Below are 17,112 nucleotides of genomic sequence, written 5' to 3' on the forward strand. Positions count from 1 at the left end.
TGCGCGAATACCCCGATCTCGCCGCTTTCGAATGGGCGATCCGGGCGGAAAACGCGGTCGCCCGCGACTCGCCCGTGGCCGGCGGCATCGCGTTCCATGCCTTCAGGGAGATCATCGAGGGCATCGTCGACGACGGCCATCCACGAGGCGCCGTGGAAGCGATCTATTCGCTGATCTACGGCCTGACCGAACTGGCGGCCACACTGCCCGCCGACGACTACCAAGCGGCGCTGGGCTCCGCCAAGCAACTGATCCGCGGGACGTTGCTGTGCGACTAAGAGTCGACTAAGAGTCTGAGTCGTTAATTCACTCACGCCCCGAGGACGGCCGGCTCGACCTCCTTGCCGCACCGACCGTGGTGGTTATGCACGAATTTCACGGGTGGTTTCGTGCACAGAGCCCACACTCGGCGCATCCATTCACTGCCGACGAATCAACGACTCACGGCACTAGCGGCGACACCCAATCGGTGTGCATTCGCAGCCCGCGGTGTGCGGTGAGGGCGCCGCGCACGCACGCTCGTCGCAGTCAACTCACACGCAGCGGAGCCGGTCGGCGCCCTTGATATGATCAAATGATTGATTATATAGTCGAGGCCACGAAGAGGAAGCCGAGACCGTGACCGAGACCGTTGGCCTGGGGTTCGATGTCGAGGCGCTGCGCCGGAAGTACACCGAAGAGCGGGCCCGTCGACTTCGCCCGGAGGGCGTCGCGCAGTACGTCGAGATCGCCGGGGAATTCGCCTGTTTCGGCGAAGACCCTTGGGTGGATACCAAGCTCACTCGCGAGCCCCTCACCGACGAGGTCGACGTGGCGATCGTGGGCGCCGGTTTCGGCGGGCTGTTGACGGGCGCGCGGCTCCGCCAACTCGGTGTGGAAAGCGTCCGGTTGATCGACAGGGCGGCGGACGTCGGCGGCACCTGGTACTGGAACCGGTATCCGGGAATAGCGTGCGACGTCGAATCCTATGTGTACCTGCCGCTGTTGGAAGAGCTCGGCTACATGCCCACGGAAAAATACGCCCGGGGCGCCGAGATCTTGGCGCATTGCCGTGCCATTGCCGAGCATTACGACCTGTACCGAAACGCCTGCCTGCAGACAGATGTCCATGAGATCCGTTGGGAGGCAGAAACTTCCAGGTGGGTCATCCGGACGAATCGCGGCGACGAGATGCGGGCAAGGTTCGTCTCGATGGCCAACGGGTATCAGGCAAAGCCGAAGCTGCCCGGCATCGCGGGTATCCGCTCGTTCCGCGGCAAGGCATTCCACACCAGTCGCTGGGACTACAGCTACACCGGCGAGGAGCTGGAGAATTTGGCGGGTAAGCGGGTGGGCATCATCGGCACGGGCGCGACGGCAGTCCAATGCGTGCCGCACCTCGCCCGGGCGGCGCAGCATCTCTACGTCTTTCAGCGCACTCCGTCGTCGGTGGACGTGCGGGCAAATCGGCCCACGGATCCTCAGCGGGCCAACGCATTGCGGCCGGGCTGGCAGGGCAGGCGCATACAGAATTTTCAGATCCTCACGGCGGGCGGACAAGCAGACGAGGACCTCGTCGCCGATGCCTGGACGAGCATCACCCGCAAACTGCCGGTCATGCGGCACGCCGGCGCCGGGGGCACGCCGGCGCACGACATAGAACTGGCCGACTTCGCGAAGATGGAGGAGATCAGGGCGCGCGTCGACGAGATCGTGGCCGATCGCGCCACCGCCGAGGCGCTGAAACCCTGGTACGGCTACTTCTGCAAGCGCCCCTGCTTTCACGACGAGTACCTGCAGACCTTCAACCGCGAGAACGTCACACTGGTCGACACCCGGGGTCGCGGCGTGGATCGCATCACCGAGACCGGCGTGGTCTCGGGCGGAAATACCTACGGACTGGACTGCCTCGTCTTCGCAACGGGTTTCGAGGTGGGCACCGACTACTGTCGGCGCACCGGATTCGATCTGATCGGCCGCGGGGGGGTGACACTGACCGAGCGGTGGCGCGACGGCGTTCGTACGTTCCAGGGCTTGTGCGCCCACGGCTTCCCGAATTGCTTCATCGAAAGCATCGCCCAGGCCGGGCTTACGGTGAACTTCCCCTACCTCCTCGACGTCCAGGCAAGCCACGCCGCGTGGATCATCGCCTGGGCGCTGGCGCACGGCGCCACCGAGGTCGAGGCCTCGCCCGGCGCCGAAGCCGCCTGGGTGGATACCGTCGTGGCCCGTTCGGCCGCCAGCGCGGAACGAGCCCGAACCTGCACACCGGGCTACTACAACCGGGAAGGCAAGGCCGACGCCAAGACTCGGCAGGGGAGCTTCTTCTTCGGCGCGCCAACCGAATACGCCGACCTGTTAGCGGCGTGGCGGGCCAAAGGGGACATGGAAGGACTCGAGATCCGCCCGGGGACCCGACCGTGACCAGCCGGCAGGCCCGTCGGCGCTACGCGATCGGCCGGCTTCGGGCGGCAACGCGGCGTCGACGCCCACCCAGGGTGGCGATCATCGGCGCGGGCTTCGGCGGCCTCGGTGCGGCGGCGGCGCTGCGCCGCGCCGGCATCGATGACCTGGTGATCGTCGAGGCCGACGACGGCGTCGGTGGCACCTGGCGGCGCAATACCTATCCGGGTGCCGCCTGCGATGTCCAAAGTCATCTGTACTCGTATTCGTTCGCGCTCAACAAATCCTGGAGCCGCACCTACGCTCGTCAGCCCGAGATTCTGGCGTATCTTGAGTCGGTGGCCGACGACTTCGATCTGCTGCGCCATCTCATGCTCGGCACCCAAGTCCGCTCCGTCCGCTGGAACCCGGACGCCTGGAGCTGGGATTGCCAGCTGGACCACGCCGGGCACGTCGCCACCCTGACCGCAGACGTCGTCGTCTGCGCCGTCGGATTGTTCGGATCGCCGAAGCTGCCCGATATCGAGGGCCTGCCCGACTTCGGCGGCCCAATCATGCACACCGCCCAGTGGAATCACGCGGTGGACCTGGCAGGCAAACGCGTGGCGGTAATCGGCACCGGTGCCAGCGGGGTGCAGGTCGTCCCGGAACTGGCGAAGATCGCCGAGCGCGTGACGGTATTCCAGCGGACGCCGCCATGGATGGTGCCCAAGGAAGACAGACGCTACAGCGCAACGGAATTGGCGCGGTTCCAGCGGAACCCGCTGGCGGCGCGCCGCACGCGCTGGCAGATCTGGAAAGTATTCCACGACAACTCCTCGACGGTCGCCGACGATCCGGTCGTCGCGGCACGCACGCATGTTGCGACGTCGTTCCTGGAGCGCACGGTCGCGGACGAGCCGCTGCGCCGTGCGTTGACACCCGACTATCCCTTCCGCTGTAAACGGGTGCTGCTGGGCGACGACTATTACCGCGCACTGCAGAAGGACAACGTCGAGCTGGTCACCGATCCGATCGGGCGGATCGGCGCGACGGCGGTGATCACCGCGGGCGGCCGACGGGTCAACGTCGATGTGATCGTGCTGGCCACCGGATTCGAGACGTCGCGCTACCTGGCGGGCATCGAGGTCATCGGTGCCGGCGGGCAGCGGCTGCACGAGCGCTGGGGGGACGACCCGACCGCCTATTTGGGCGTAGCCACCTCCGGATTCCCGAACTTCTTCATGCTCTACGGGCCCAACACCAACCAGGGCGGCAACTCGATTGTCTACATCTTGGAGGCCGGTGCGCGGCTGTTGGCCAGCGCGGTGAGCCGGGTGGCGCGTCGTGGCGGATACGTCGATGTGCGTCCGGAAGCCGAAAAGCGCTACAACGACAAGCTGTCTGCCGACCTAGAGCGAACCATCTGGACCCGGTGCGATAGCTACTTCCGTTCGCCCAGCGGACGCATCGTGACCCAGTGGCCCTATACCGAGCTGGAGTACGCTCGTCGGACTTGGCGCCTTCGTCCCGCAGACTGGCTGCACCGCACCGGCGAGGCCCCGGCCGGCGGGCGGCGATCAGTCGAGACCAAAGTCGATGACCCCGCGAATCAATCGGCCGTCGGCCAGGTCGGCGTAGGCGGCGTTGATCTGGTCGAGCGCATAGCGCTTGGTGATCATTTCCTCCAGGAGTAGTTGGCCCGACCCGTACATCGTTGCCAGCAACGGAATGTCACTCCTGGGGTTACAAGAGCCAAACACTGTGCCGCACAACGTCTTATTCATCAGAATGAACTCCTGCAGCGCGACCGCGACCGAGTGCGTCATCGGTGACGGCAGGCCCGTGAGGACGCACGTGCCGCCTTTACGCGTCAGCGCCAGGGCCGTCGCAACGTCGGTCTCGCCGATCATCGCGGGGGAGACGATGACCGCGTCGGCCATCACGCCGTGCGTCAGGTCGCTGACCGTCTTGATCGCCTCGGATGCCGTGGCGGCCGTGTGCGTGGCACCGAATCTGGGCGCGCACTCGCGTTTGAATTCGCTCACGTCGATCGCGACGATGCGGGCTGCACCGCTGATGCGGGCGCCCTGAATCGCGGCGGTGCCGATCCCGCCGGCGCCGATCACCACGGCAGTGTCCCCGCCGCGGATGTTGGCGCGACGTGCCGCCGAGCCGTACCCGGTCGGAACCGCGCACGCGAGCAGCGCGGCCGGCAGCAGCGGGAGTGCCCGATCGACCTTGACGAGTGAATTTGCCGCGACGACAGTATGTTCGGCGAACGCACCGATCTTGGATACATGCCCAAGGTTTTGCCCGTCGACGGTGTGATGGCGAAAGGTGCCGTCGGTCGGCATGCCGGGGGCCAGGGTCCCCGACCCGACGTCGCACAGGTATTCCATGCCCGAGGCGCACCAGCGGCACTGCCCGCAGACCGCGACGAATGACGTGACCACATGATCGCCGGGCGCCAACCCGGTCACTCCGGCGCCCACTTCGACCACCACAGCGGAGCCTTCGTGGCCGCCGATCGTCGGTGACATGAGCGGTAATCCGAGCGCGCGCAGGGTCTTCGGGGGTGGTGCCAGCCTTCCTTGCCGAATGTGTTCGTCGGAGTGGCACAGCCCGGTGGCGGCCAGCCGAATAAGGACCTCACCGGCGCGCGGCGGATCGAGCTCGAACTCCTCAACACACCACGGCCGGCCGTATTCGTAGAGAATGGCCGCTCGGCTTCTCATGGACCGTCGGCCACCTCGATGTCACCGGCCTTGGCCGCCGCGCGCAGTCGGTGAAAGTCGTCGAGCGACTTGTCGGCGTAGGCGTAGCACCATTCGGTGACCGCCTCGTTCAAGACGTCGCTGGTGCCGGCATAGCCGCGCAGTATCGACGCGTTCGCACTCTGCGCGTGCGCCCGCGCCAGCAGCACCGCGCAGGCGGCGACGTATTCGCTGAACGTCGAAGCCGACATGCCTTCGGTTTCGACGGTCCCCTTCATGTCATGGAACTGCCGCACGTAATAGTCGCGGCCGTCATTGCGGGTCGTGCCGAGGAACACGTCCGACATCGCCTGCAGGATCTGCTGCCCGTCGACCACGCGCACGCCCTGGCCGCGCGACGCGACCGCGTCGTTCAGAGTGTCCGGCTGGTGCCAGCCGCCGTACTCCTCGAGGACGGATCGATTGGCTTCCTTGATCTGCAGGACGAGCGGCGTGTCGTTCGGGCCGACGAGGATGACCAAGTAACAACGGGTACCGACGCTGCCGACCCCGACCACCCGAAGGGCGGCGTCGGTGACGCGGAAGTGCGACAACAGCAGGGCGACGTCGGGCGGGACCGCGCTCAGGTACTCCGCAACCGACTCGAGCAGCTGGTCTTCCGTTTCGGGGGCGACGTGCTGTTGGACCGGGGGTGATTCCCGTAGACGCGGGGTGCCGTCAGGCCCGGCCTCCACGATTTTCTTGAATACCCGCGCGGACGTTCGTGTGCGGGCGCGCGATATCGTTTGCCGGATCACTCCCGACATGTCTTTGGATACCTGTCCGGTGTACTTCTCGGGTTCGAGCCGCAGGTAGTAGCGGTCCAGGACGTTCATGTCCAGCATGGCGTGCAAACTCGACCGGTAGTTCTCCAAGGCCTGTTGCACGCAACCGCGGATGGCCTTGGCGGCGTAGCCGGCGTGGCGGCCGCCGACGATCGCGCTGGTGATCAGCCGTTTGACGTCCCACTCGGCGGGCGCGACCGCCGCCTCGTCAAAATCGTTGAGGTCGAACACTATCGAGCGGTCGGGCGCGGCATACATGCCGAAGTTCGAGATGTGGGCGTCGCCGCAACACATGAGTTCGATCCCACTCGTCGGGCTCGCGCCGAGGTCGGCGGCCATGACCGCCGCGGAGCCCCGGTAGAACGCGAACGGGTCGGCGAGCATACGGGTGAAACGGATGGGGACGAGTTCGCTTAGCCGGCCCCGGTTTTGGGCCACCAAAATTTCCGTAGCCGTCCGCTTGGCGGGAGCAAGTTGCGCGAGGGCACGCCGCGGGGCCTCCTTGCGCAGCGCTCGACCGCGTGCCACATCCTCGCCGGGAGCTTCGAGTTGTATCAGCCGGTCACGCAACGCTCGTTGCGGCATTTGCTCAGCATACGGCCGATGGCTAGCGGGGCACCGTCACCGCGGCGATCACTCCGCCATCGACCAGCAGGTCGGTGCCGGTGATGAACGACGCATCGGGGCCCAGGAGGAATGCGGCCGCCCCGGCGATGTCGTCGGGGGTTCCGAGCCGGCCGGTTGCCGAGGCGGCAATCATCGCCCGCATGCCGTCGCCGACCGGGGAGGCGAGTTCCTGCTTACCCATAGGTGTCGAAATGATGCCCGGGCTGATCGAGTTGACGCGAGCATCCCGGCGGCCCCACTGCGTGCTGGCGGCGCGGACGCGAATATGGTTGGCTTGCTTGGCGATTCCATATGCGATACCGGGGTCGGTGACCTTTTGCGGGCTGACAAAATCCAGCTCCAACAACTCGCCCGCCGGGGTGTGCGCCAACGCGCGTTCCTGCTGCGCGGTCAGCGGGGGGAACATATGCCCGGCCATGCTGGCGATCACGACGCCCGCGCCCCCCAGCGCGATGACTTCGCCGAATTCCTTGAGCACAAGCGCGGTCCCGAGCAGATCAACCGCCAGAATTGCTTGGGCCGACGCCTGCGACGGTGACAGTCCGGCGGTGTGCGCCACCTGAGTGACGGCGCCGAGCGAGGCCGCGTGCTCGGCGAGCATGCGCACCGATTCCGGCGACGCGACGTCGACCTTGCGGCGCTCGACGCGATGGCCATCTGCGGACAGTGCTTCGCTGACCGACGCCAGCGCTTCTTTGTTGTCATCGGCCAGCAGCACCGTCTTGCCGGCGCCGAGCCGTCTCGCGATCGCCTGCCCCATACCGCCCACGCCGATGACCGCCAGCACTTGTGTCAATTCGTTGCCTCCGCCCAGGCGATATGACCTTCGAAACCAAGCGAATTCGCCATTTCTCGACAGTGATCGCCTAAGAATAGGTCGATCGTCGACCGCAACCCGGGATATTGGCGCTTTGGTGGACGCTGTTCCCGCTATGCCCCCTCTGCTGCATCCGAGTGGTGTGGGTGACCGCTGTGGCGGATTGCCGTTCCGAAGAACGGTGCCCGGAGGGTGGCGACGAGGTGACGGCGGTTCACGATCAGCCCCACGAGTGCCACTGCGGTGTAGACACCGCACAACACCAGCCGCCCCTGGGTCGAGGTGAGCGGAAACTGGACGGCGAACAATCCCAGCAGGGCCCACGCGGCGGCACGCTGGAAACGCAACCCCAGGATCAGCGCAACCCCCATCAGGGTTTGGGTGGCCGTGAGCAACATCTCCTCGACCTGCCGCGAGTCGAGCACCAGGGAGAACCTGCCGCCGCCAATCACGTGGGCCACCGGCAGCGATCCCACCAGCAGAGTCCACTGGTTGACCTTGGAGGAGATCAGCGTGGCGATCGCCGACGTGCCCTTGCCCCGGCTGGCGAAGATCGTCGCGACGATGAACTCCGGGGCTTCAGAGGCCAGTGGGGCCAGCCACTGGACCAGGAGGAACCGGTCGATGCCCAGCTCGGTCCCCGCGGCGACCAGGTTATCGGCAAACGGCTTGGCGCAGAGCAGGATTACCGCGCCTGACGCCACGAAGAGGGCGATGACGGCGGTGCGGCGGCTGCGATCGGACAGGTCACCCAGGGCGGCGGCGGTGCCGATGAGCTCCGGCTCCTCCACGTCGCCGTGCCCGATCTTGTACAGGTAGAAGCCGAACCAAGCTAACAGCGCCAACCCCAGCGCGAGGTGGATCTCACCGCTTGCCGGTATCACGAACGCGACCACTCCGGCGATCAACAAGAACCCGAGTTCGACGCGGTTGGCCGACTGCAGCCCCAGACCGGTGGGTTTACCCGTGCCGGTTTTTCGCGCCACGACGATGCTGACCAACACCACGACGGGCCAACCGAGGCCCATCAGCAACCGGTTGGAACCCGTCATGTTGGCCGCGGCGTACTGGGTGTAATCGGCGTTGTGCCCGGACACGTATGCGTAATAGAGGTCGACGGCATACTCGGGAAGCACTGCCACCAGAGCGAGCACAGCGATCGCCAATCCGCCGGCAATGTCGATGTGCGCAGCTTCGGCGGCCCACGCCAGCAAGAAGCTTGCCGACACCACGGCGGCCCCGAAGATGAGCAGGGCGGCGACGGGGTCAAGATGCAGGCGGACGATCCGTGCGATCACCGCCGGGGCAATGAATGTCGCGGTGATCAGCCCGGAACGGGCCAAGGTGACACGCCGCGCACGCGTCACGGAGGTCGCCTGGCTGCCGATGGCGCGCATCGTTTCCTTCAACTCGGGGGCGTGCTCGTTGCTGGCTTCAATGTGACCGGCGGCCGTGACGTGGCCCGCACGCCCCAACGTACCGCTCCCCACGCCACCCAGCAACGTTGCGGACCAGCAGATGGGCGACATCGCACGCCGAGTCTTTGCTGGCCGGCGGATCACACGCGATAGTTAGGGCGGGGTAACTCTAATCTTTGGCAAACCTCTTCCGGGTGAGCGCTATGCCGACATCCACTACGACGTGCCGCCCGAGGCCCCGGTTCCCCCGGACGCTCGCCCGTCGACCGGTGACCCCATCGCCGCGGCACTGGCCTGCTTCATGACTTCGACGATCTGATTGCGGGTGAGCGACGCCATCATCTGGGCGGCGGCGCGCATGTCTTTGCCCACCATCAAGGTCGGACCATTGGTCAGGTTCTCGAACGTCTCGGCGATGACGTCATCCACGGCGGCAGCGCCCGGCGGCACGTCGTCCGGCGAACCTATTTGGCCGCGGCTGTATTCGAGCCGGCGCAGCGCGGGTGTATCCGTCTTGCCCAGGATGAGACCCAGGACGTCGACGCCCGTGTCGTGCAGTTCGGCCCACAGGGCTTCGGCGAAGACCATGTCGAACGCCTTGGACGCGCCGTAGGCGACCATGTTGGGGCCGCCGGCCAAGCCGGCGCCTGACCCAAAGATCACGATTGCGCCCCTGCCTCGCTGCACCATCGCCGGAGCGAAGTGATGGCAGAGCTCCATCAGGGCTATGCAGTTGCGCTGCACCATTGCCACGGCGGCGTCGATCGGATCGACGAGGAAAGGCCGGAAATTCGGGTCCGCACCCGCACAGTAGACGAGAAAGCCGATCTCCAGGTCGCCGGTGGCCTCGGTGATCGCCGATGCGGCACCCGGTTCCGCGAGATCCACCACCAGTGCCCGGCTTTGGATTGACGTGCGCGAAGTTATCTGTGCCGCAACCTGATTCAGGGCCTCCCGGCGGCGCGCCAGCAGCACCACGTTGACACCACGCTCGGCGAGTTCCGCGGCGAACGCGGCACCCAGACCTTCCGAGGCGCCCGCGACGAGTGCCCACGGCCCGTACCTCTCGGCGAACGTCACCTAAGAGCTCCCAACGGTGGTCAGCCGAATCTGGGTGAACCGGCGGCGCGCGATGCGCCATCCTTCGCCGGTGCGCACGATCTCGTCGTCGTAGAAACCGGTGGCGCTGACGCCGGATTGGTTGTCGGGCGCCATCATCAGGCCGTCGAGGTAGGTGCGCGCCACTGCGTGGTCACCGTCGACGCTGATCACCATATTGCTCAGCCGGTGCATCGTGTGACCGAGCAACGCATGGGTCTGCTCCATGAAGTCGGTCGCGGTGTCGACACCGTTCCAGGCGCCGATCTCCCCGTAGTCGAGTTCGCAGTCCTCGGTGAACACCGTGCGGAACAGAACCCAGTCGCGCCGGTCGATTCCCGTGGCGTACCGCACCAACAGCTCCGAAATATCTTGGCGGTCTTCACGTTCGGTCAATCGGCGGCTCCGTTGGGATGGACGGCGATTCGTCCGGTTTTCGATTCTCGAATTATCGATATAAGATCTCGAATGCTCGCAAGAAACTGTATGCACCGCTCCACAGAGGAGTCAAGCCATTCGCGGATCCACGTCGGCGCCGACGGCGCGGGTACTCGACGTTGTCGAGCTGCTGGCGCGGTCGACCCATGGTCGCCTGCGGTTCTCCGACATCGTCCGCGAACTTCACCTCACCCAAGCGACGGCGCATGCGATCCTGAAGACGCTGTGTGACCGCGGGTGGGCCAGCCGCGACGCCGTTTCGAAGACCTTCGCCCTTGGTCCGGCGCTTGCCGTCGTCGCAGCGCGAACCGACGCCGCTCGGCCGCTTGCGTATGCCGCGCGTTCGGCGGCGGTGCGGCTCTCCCGCGACCTGGGTTACTCGGGTTCGGTGGTCGAGCGATTCGGTGATTCGTTGGTAGTCACCGCGTTTCAGGGCGAGCCCGCCACCCAACCCGCGGGAATACCCGGTGACCGCATCCCCTACGTTCCGCCCTTCGGCGTCGCGCTTGCCGCCTGGGACACCGAGGACGAACAGGCGGCGTGGATCCGACGTGGTGCGGGCGACAACGCCGACCGCATTCGGCGTCTCGAGCGCGTGCTCGAGCGCACGCGCGAGCGCGGATTCGACGTCGACTGGACGACACCGGCCCTGGTGCAAGCCGTCCAGGTGGTCGCGACGCTGGATAGCGATGATATGCCGACCCCGGTGCGGCAGATCCTGGACCAGCTAATGGCCGAGTTCACCACCATCGGGTTCCTCTCCGACGACAACCCCGGTCGCCGCAAACAGCCAGTGGTCACCATCGCCGCACCGGTTTTCGACGATCGTGGACGAGCCGCCCTGATGCTGGCCGTGCATCCGCTGTGCCCGCTCAGCGCGAGGCAGATCCGGGCCATCGGGGAGAAGCTCACCGACGAAACGGCGGCGATTACCAAATCGCAGCAGCACGGGGTGGGCCGAGCCGTCTAGGCTCGGCCATGGAACTGCGGCACCTGCGCGACTTCGAGGCGGTATCGACTGAAGGGCGAAAGGCGTTGGCGCATAACTACGTTGTGGACGATCTCGCCGGCTTCGTCGTCGGCGCCGAGCAGGCGGACCTGGCCGGGTCACCCCGGGCGTTGCTGAAACGCAACGTGCTGGACAGCGTCGCCTGCGCCGTCGGCTCCCTGGACGGCGAGCTGATCGCCACGATTCGCGAACACACCGAGCAGTTCAGCGGTGTCCCGACGGCGACGCTCGTCGGCGGCGGCCGGGCCGCGGTCGATCAGGCGGCGTTCTTCAACGCGGTCCTGGTGCGCTGCCCGGACCTGCTTGACACCTATCTGACGGTGGGGGGACTATGCCATCCGGCCGACAATTTCGGGGCGATCCTTGCGGTGGCCGAGCACGTCAACGCCAGCGGGGCGGATTTCCTGCTGGCCCTCGCGGTCGCCTACGAGGTCCAGTGCCGGTTCAGCGCCCAAGTACCCGTGATGGCGCGCGGGCTCAATCACGCACTGCAACTGGCGATGTCGGCCGCCGCCGGCTCGGCGAAGCTGCTGGGGTTGGACGCCGAGCGCACCGCCAACGCCATCGCCGCCGCGGCGGCCGACAACGTGTCGCTTGCCGCCGTGCACGCCGAACCGGTTTCGTACTGGAAGGGCATCTCGCCCGCGATCACCGGCATGCGCGCGGTGTACACGACGATGCTGGCGGCCCGCGGCGTCACCGGGCCCAAGTCGCTGTTCGACGGCCCACAGGGGTTGGTGCAACTTTTCGATCAGCCCATCGACTTCCACACCGCCGACCGGGCGCTCACCTGCGTCGAGCAGACCTATCTGAAGCAGTACTGCGCACTTATCCACGGGCAGGTCATCATTGACGCGGTCTTGGCGATCCGCAGCGAAAACGACCTGCGCGGCGAGGACGTCGCGCGGGTGACCCTGGAGGTCTTCCAGGGCGCGTTCGACTTCGCGGGCGGGGGAGCCTACGGCCCCAAGGATCACCCGCGGAACAAGGAGCAGGCGGACTACAACCTGAAATACCTCAGCGCGGTCGCACTGCTCGACGGCGGTGTCGGCCCCGAACAACTCGAGACCGAACGGGTCCTGCGCGGCGACGTTCAGGACCTGCTGGGCCGGGTCGACGTCGAAGCCGCCGCGGACCTGACCGCGGACTACCCGCAACGCACGGCCGCCCGCGTGCACGTGCTCACGCGGGACGGACGGCAATTCAGCCGCGAGCAGAGCGACTACGAGGGATCGCCCACCCGACCGATGTCCTGGGGACGCGTCGTCGACAAGTTCGGCTGGCTCGCCGAACCCTTCTGCGGGGAGGGGCTGCGCGCCGACATCGTCGCCGCGGTCGATCACCTGGACGAGATCCCCGTCGCCGAGTTCGCCGCACTGCTCGGCGCGGCCAACCCCGGCGCCCGACGGCGGCGTAGCAAGGCGCGCTTCTGACGTTCCCGCTGTGCGCGCCCCCTTGCGTCGTTTGCCACCGGCAGTCGATGATCGGCCATGCGCAAAGATCGCGGCATCAACCGGTGGGAGCTGGTCACCTGCGCGCTGGCGGGGCACGCCACGTATGCGCCCGATGAGGAGGCACTCGCCGAGAGGCTCAGTGGCAAGACCGGGCTGGGTGAAGTCTGGAGGTGCCTGCGCTGTGGCGAATTCATCGTGGGCGAGCCACATGGACGCGGCCGCGCAGAAGATGCACCGATGATCATGCGGGGCAAGGCATTACGCCAGGCGATCATCATCCGCGCTCTCGCGGTCGAACGCTTGTTCCGGGCTTTGGTGATCGCGCTCGCGGCGTATGCGGTGTGGAAGTTTCGCGGGGCGCGCGGCGCCATCCAGGCCACCCTGGACCGCGACCTCCCGATCTTTCGCGCCGCCGGCTTCAAGGTCGATCAGATGACGATCGTGCATGAGCTGGAAAAGGCCCTGGCCACCAAGCCATCCACACTGGCGGCACTGACCCTGATGCTGATCGGTTATGCGGTGGTCGAGCTTGTCGAAGGCGTGGGCTTATGGTTGCTGAAGCGGTGGGGCGAATACTTCGCCGTGATCGCCACCTCGGTCTTCCTGCCGCTGGAAATCCATGACCTGACCAAGGGCATCACGATGACCAGGGTGGTCACGTTCACCATCAACATCGCCGCAGTGGTCTACCTCCTGATCTCGAAACGGCTGTTCGGTCTGCGCGGCGGACGTACGGCTTATGACGAGGAGCGACGCGGTGAGCAGCTCCTCGACGTGGAACGAGCCGCCATGCTGACCTGATCCGTCGGGGGCGAATACGCCGTATCAGTGCGGGCTTCGTGATGGGATCGTCGGCATGAGCGACAACGCGAGCATTGTGGCGTGCCCCCACTGCCGGCGGAACAATCGCGTGCCCGCCGCGCTGGTGGGCAAGCCGCGTTGCGCGCAGTGCCACCGGCGGCTTCCGTGGATCGTCGACGCACACGACGGCACGTTCGGAGAAATCGCGGAGAGATCATCGATACCGGTGCTGGTCGCCCTGTGGGCGACCTGGTGCGGCCCGTGCCGGATGGTCAGTCCCGCACTGGAACAACTCGCCCACGAGCGGGCGGGGCAACTGAAATTGGTCAAGGTCGACGTCGATGGGGCACAAAGGCGCGCGTGAATGGGCACCTACGCGATCATCGGGCGGCCCGGGCGCGGCCACCGGGGACGCGCTCGAATGCGATCGCGCCCGCGGTGATCATGACGCCGATGCTGCAATAACAGCTTTCCCGGTTCCGGTCGACGGCTTCGGTGACCTTGGGCGCTGTTCGAATCGGCCGACTTCGTTTGCGGCAGTATACTTTTCGCTGATGGTGGCACCAATGCTTGATTTCCGCGCCGACGACTGGTCAAAGCCGTATCCCGCGCACCGGCTCCTCGGCTATTTCCGCCGGTTCGGAAGTGGCGCCGGCCGGGGAATAACGGGAGGTCTGTGACGCGTTGGACTCAAAACCGCGTATGTGCGTTACACCACAACACCGCTTTTCGTGACGTTTACCGCGGCGCGGCGCGGCGGTAAATCGGCCGCGGTGCAATTCAATGCAGTTCAGCGAGTCGGCTCACCCGCCGAACGGACAAGGGGTTGAACACCATGGCAACACTGCAGGCCGGGATCGACCAAGCCCCGACCAGCCGTGACATAGCGTCTCCGATCAAGGCGCGGGCTTGCGGCGCGCTGCGGGCGTTCCTGCGGACCAGGCCTCGCCGACAGGGGTCCGAGCCACGAATCATGCGCCGGGGAGCCGAGCGCTGCTAGTGCGCCGCGCGGTCGCGCTTACGCCGACGCGCCCGGGAAGCGCGTAGATTCACGGCATTCCCGCACGTCTTCGCGTCGTGCCAGACGCCGCTGTTGTTCTTCGAGCGGTCGTAAAACGCTGATCCGCAAGGCGGGTTGTGGCACCGCTTGAGCCGCCGCCAAGTTCCCTCACGCTGGCTCAGCAGAATCTCTGCCCACAGCGCCGACGCCAGCCAACGCCAGCCGGCACCGGTGGGTTCCAGCCGGACCTCGCCGGTCTCCGAGAGTGCGAACGACGCAGAGATTGCGCCCATCCCTCGGCCGGTCGCCGGTTCCTCGGCAACCAGCTCGGCGATCGTGGCGCGCAAGGCGCGAAGCTTCGACACGTCCGCAGCGCTCAGCACCGGCGGGCGCACCTCCAGCCCGCGCACCCCCGCCCACGTGCGCAAGGACGCCGCCACCCAGTCGGCGGCCGACGTGCTGTCGGCCAGCAGGTCTGGTCCGTAGTTCCCGATACCCACCGTGTTGAGGAAGTCCTGAACCAGCCCAAGACCAGCGGGCGCGGCAGCGAGCCCGTATCGCTGTGACGCAGGCCATGATGACATATGCAAAATCTACTTGTCTATGTCGCACTCGTCAAGTACGTTGACAGGGTCAAACCACATTCACCTACGTCATAAGGCGGGAACATGGTCAGCATCAAGGGATCGACGGTCGTGGTCACGGGCGGACAGCGCGGGCTCGGGAAGGCGATCGTCGAAGAGTTGGTGGAGCGGGGTGCCGCGAAGGTCTACGCAACGGCGCGGACACCGAAGCCGAGCGGAGATCCCCGTGTCGTCAGTGTTGATCTCGACGTTACCAAGCAGGATTCCGTCGCGGCGCTGGCCGCGGTGGCAACGGATGCGGACATCGTAGTCAACAACGCCGGCGTCCTGGGCGCCGCCAAGCTGCTCGCCAGCGACATCGAGGACGCGCGCGCGGTGTTCGAGACCAACTATTTCGGCGCGCTCCGCATCGCGAAGGCATTTGCGCCGATCCTCGCCGACAACGGCGGCGGAGCATTGGTGGACATCAGTTCCGTTCTGGCCTGGCTGGGCGGCTTCGGTGCCTATGGCGACTCCAAGGCCGCGATCTGGTCGATGACCAACTCATTGCGCGTCGAGCTCGAGAAGCAGGGCACTCTGGTCACGGGTGTGCACCTGGGCTTAACGGATACCGAGATGACCACCGGGTTCGATGTTCCGAAGAACGACCCGCGCGACGTGGCGCGGCAGATCGTCGACGGCGTCGAGCGCGGCGATGCGGAGGTATTGGCCGACGACCTGACCCGCCACATCAAGTCGGCCCTGTCCGGACCGGTGGAGGCGCTGCGGGTGGGCTGACCCAATCGGTCTTATGGCGCAACACGATCCACGCCGTCAAAACCTCCGTAGGCCACTAATTATGCGTTCACTGGCGCTCTGCAGTGCACGCTCGGCCAGCCCGAGCACCCGAAGCCGGAGTGGTAGTGTCCGGTCTTTGCGTTGAGCGACGACGCGACGCCAGCCGCTCTGGACCGCGGTTAGCTCCGGCCGGTGGTCTGCGGTCGCAATTTCGGATTCGTAGCTGCAATATTTCCCAGTCGTCGCAGTGGAGTGCTCGAGCTGATGTGGTGCGAGAAGGTAGCGCAGTGGTGCGGGGACACCGCGGCTGCCGGGATGGGCCACAAGGCTGACGAACTGGGCGAGCAGGGCGGCGCTGACGCTGGCTGAGAGAGCGGCGACATTCTGAGCCGCCGGCGATTCCCTGCCGGCTTGGGCAATGTAGGTGGGATCGTCGAACAATCCCTGCCTGTCCAGGGAGACGTCGCCCAGGTCCAGCTGACCGAGGCAGACCATGCACGGCCGGCTGGGCACGAGCGTGTGAGCGCGCCAGATTCCGCCTCGCAGCCGACCGTCGGCGAAGGTGTCGAGGGCGATACCGCCATCGATGACGGGGATCAGGTCGGCGTAGGCCGTCAGATTCAGCACCGCGCGTGGCCAGGGTCGGTCAACGCAGGAAAAGATAACGTCGTAGTCCAGCGCAGACCGCAACCCGGCGGGGTCGCACACGCTTGTTTCGTGCACGACCGGTTCGAAGTGATCGGCGGTGGAAGCCGAGGCCATGAGCCGTTCAGCGACAGCGACCTTCGCGCGGCCCATGGCGGCGTCGAGCCGCGTCGCACCGATCATGCGATCCAGATTGACCCGCTCGACGGCATCGAAGTCCATCACGCCGACTTCGAGCAATCCTGTCGCGGCGAGGCGCTGGGCGACATCGAGGCCCACGCTGCCTACACCGACGACCAGCACACGCAGACGGGCGATCGAGGCCTGCGCCTGATCTCCCCATGCCGACACGGTGCGCTGTTGCGATCGAGTCGGCGGTGGCGGTGGACGAAGGTCGTCGTTCCAGGTCACGACTAGCTTGTCGGATACGCGGCGCACCGATTCCGCCCAACGCGGGCGGGTGCGGTCGAACCAGAAGCGGGCCGACCAGGCGTCGTCTGCGCCGGCCAGGGTCATGCCGATGAGCGGCCTCTTCGTGTAGG

14 protein-coding genes and 3 pseudogenes are annotated in these 17,112 nt (G+C 66.3%); 9 read left to right on the forward strand and 8 right to left on the reverse strand.

The features are described 5' to 3' along the window. From JO059_RS16870 to JO059_RS16880, 3 genes and pseudogenes are all read left to right on the forward strand, one after another. A pseudogene (locus tag JO059_RS16870) lies at window positions 1-278 on the forward strand (TetR/AcrR family transcriptional regulator); the annotation flags it as partial. A gap of 340 nt (window positions 279-618) precedes the next feature. After that, window positions 619-2,403, forward strand: coding sequence for an NAD(P)/FAD-dependent oxidoreductase (locus JO059_RS16875; protein ID WP_293320706.1), 1,785 nt, complete (start codon window positions 619-621; stop codon window positions 2,401-2,403). Further along, the gene (locus JO059_RS16880) at window positions 2,400-4,058 is read left to right on the forward strand and encodes an NAD(P)/FAD-dependent oxidoreductase (protein ID WP_293320708.1); all 1,659 of its coding nucleotides are present in this window, start codon (window positions 2,400-2,402) and stop codon (window positions 4,056-4,058) included. The genes JO059_RS16875 and JO059_RS16880 overlap by 4 nt, the downstream gene beginning before the upstream one ends. Here the strand turns inward: JO059_RS16880 and JO059_RS16885 are convergent. The 6 genes from JO059_RS16885 to JO059_RS16910 form a co-directional block, all read right to left on the reverse strand. Continuing rightward, complete coding sequence (locus JO059_RS16885) at window positions 3,942-5,099, reverse strand: Zn-dependent alcohol dehydrogenase (RefSeq protein WP_293320709.1); 1,158 nt, start codon at window positions 5,097-5,099, stop codon at window positions 3,942-3,944. The two genes, JO059_RS16880 and JO059_RS16885, sit on opposite strands and share 117 nt — an antisense overlap. Beyond that, window positions 5,096-6,487 carry a DUF2252 domain-containing protein gene (locus tag JO059_RS16890; protein ID WP_293320711.1) on the reverse strand — a complete coding sequence of 464 codons (1,392 nt, stop codon included), beginning with the start codon at window positions 6,485-6,487 and terminating at the stop codon, window positions 5,096-5,098. The genes JO059_RS16885 and JO059_RS16890 overlap by 4 nt, the downstream gene beginning before the upstream one ends. Window positions 6,488-6,509: 22 nt before the next feature. Then, a complete protein-coding gene (locus JO059_RS16895; protein ID WP_293320713.1) occupies window positions 6,510-7,325 on the reverse strand; it encodes an SDR family oxidoreductase in 816 nt (271 codons plus the stop codon). Window positions 7,326-7,459: 134 nt separating this feature from the next. Beyond that, window positions 7,460-8,743: a sodium:proton exchanger gene (locus JO059_RS16900; RefSeq protein WP_293320732.1), complete on the reverse strand. Its 1,284-nt coding sequence runs from the start codon at window positions 8,741-8,743 to the stop codon at window positions 7,460-7,462. A gap of 237 nt (window positions 8,744-8,980) precedes the next feature. Then, on the reverse strand, window positions 8,981-9,844 hold the full coding sequence (locus tag JO059_RS16905; RefSeq protein WP_293320715.1) for an SDR family NAD(P)-dependent oxidoreductase: 864 nt from the start codon (window positions 9,842-9,844) through the stop codon (window positions 8,981-8,983). After that, window positions 9,845-10,258 carry a nuclear transport factor 2 family protein gene (locus JO059_RS16910; RefSeq protein WP_293320717.1) on the reverse strand — a complete coding sequence of 138 codons (414 nt, stop codon included), beginning with the start codon at window positions 10,256-10,258 and terminating at the stop codon, window positions 9,845-9,847. It lies immediately after the preceding gene. A 118-nt stretch (window positions 10,259-10,376) separates the two neighbouring features. Between JO059_RS16910 and JO059_RS16920 the strand changes: the two genes are divergently transcribed. The 5 genes and pseudogenes from JO059_RS16920 to JO059_RS16940 form a co-directional block, all read left to right on the forward strand. Next, entirely contained in the window at window positions 10,377-11,270 is an 894-nt protein-coding gene (locus JO059_RS16920) for a helix-turn-helix domain-containing protein (protein ID WP_366516232.1), read from the forward strand. Between the two features lie 83 nt (window positions 11,271-11,353). Beyond that, window positions 11,354-12,742 (forward strand): MmgE/PrpD family protein, encoded by a 1,389-nt coding sequence (locus JO059_RS16925; protein ID WP_366516233.1) that lies wholly within the window; start codon window positions 11,354-11,356, stop codon window positions 12,740-12,742. Between the two features lie 57 nt (window positions 12,743-12,799). Continuing rightward, window positions 12,800-13,564, forward strand: coding sequence for a DUF2127 domain-containing protein (locus tag JO059_RS16930; RefSeq protein ID WP_293320724.1), 765 nt, complete (start codon window positions 12,800-12,802; stop codon window positions 13,562-13,564). Between the two features lie 55 nt (window positions 13,565-13,619). After that, a pseudogene (locus JO059_RS16935) lies at window positions 13,620-13,907 on the forward strand (thioredoxin domain-containing protein); the annotation flags it as partial. 65 nt (window positions 13,908-13,972) lie between these two features. Continuing rightward, window positions 13,973-14,244 (forward strand): annotated as a pseudogene (locus JO059_RS16940) (NAD-dependent epimerase); the annotation flags it as partial. 316 nt (window positions 14,245-14,560) lie between these two features. On the opposite strand, the gene JO059_RS16945 reads toward JO059_RS16940, so the two are convergent. Beyond that, on the reverse strand, window positions 14,561-15,148 hold the full coding sequence (locus tag JO059_RS16945) for a CGNR zinc finger domain-containing protein (RefSeq protein WP_293320726.1): 588 nt from the start codon (window positions 15,146-15,148) through the stop codon (window positions 14,561-14,563). Between the two features lie 84 nt (window positions 15,149-15,232). On the opposite strand from JO059_RS16945, the gene JO059_RS16950 reads away from it, so the two are divergent. Further along, window positions 15,233-15,925, forward strand: a complete 693-nt coding sequence (locus JO059_RS16950) for an SDR family oxidoreductase (protein WP_293320728.1) — start codon at window positions 15,233-15,235, stop codon at window positions 15,923-15,925. Window positions 15,926-15,961: 36 nt separating this feature from the next. Here the strand turns inward: JO059_RS16950 and JO059_RS16955 are convergent. Continuing rightward, window positions 15,962-17,112, reverse strand: a 1,151-nt coding sequence (locus JO059_RS16955) for a ThiF family adenylyltransferase (protein ID WP_293320730.1), incomplete at its 5' end; no start/stop codon positions are given.

It is taken from the genome of Mycobacterium sp. (genome assembly GCF_019247615.1).
Taxonomy (GTDB): Bacteria; Actinomycetota; Actinomycetes; order Mycobacteriales; family Mycobacteriaceae; genus Mycobacterium.

Coding starts and splice junctions, on each gene's coding strand:
- JO059_RS16950 (WP_293320728.1), top strand. CDS start 15,233: ATGGTCAGCATCAAGGGATCGACGGTCGTGGTCACGGGCGGACAGCGC.
- JO059_RS16885 (WP_293320709.1), bottom strand. CDS start 5,099: ATGAGAAGCCGAGCGGCCATTCTCTACGAATACGGCCGGCCGTGGTGT.
- JO059_RS16945 (WP_293320726.1), bottom strand. CDS start 15,148: ATGTCATCATGGCCTGCGTCACAGCGATACGGGCTCGCTGCCGCGCCC.
- JO059_RS16900 (WP_293320732.1), bottom strand. CDS start 8,743: ATGCGCGCCATCGGCAGCCAGGCGACCTCCGTGACGCGTGCGCGGCGT.
- JO059_RS16890 (WP_293320711.1), bottom strand. CDS start 6,487: ATGCCGCAACGAGCGTTGCGTGACCGGCTGATACAACTCGAAGCTCCC.
- JO059_RS16930 (WP_293320724.1), top strand. CDS start 12,800: ATGCGCAAAGATCGCGGCATCAACCGGTGGGAGCTGGTCACCTGCGCG.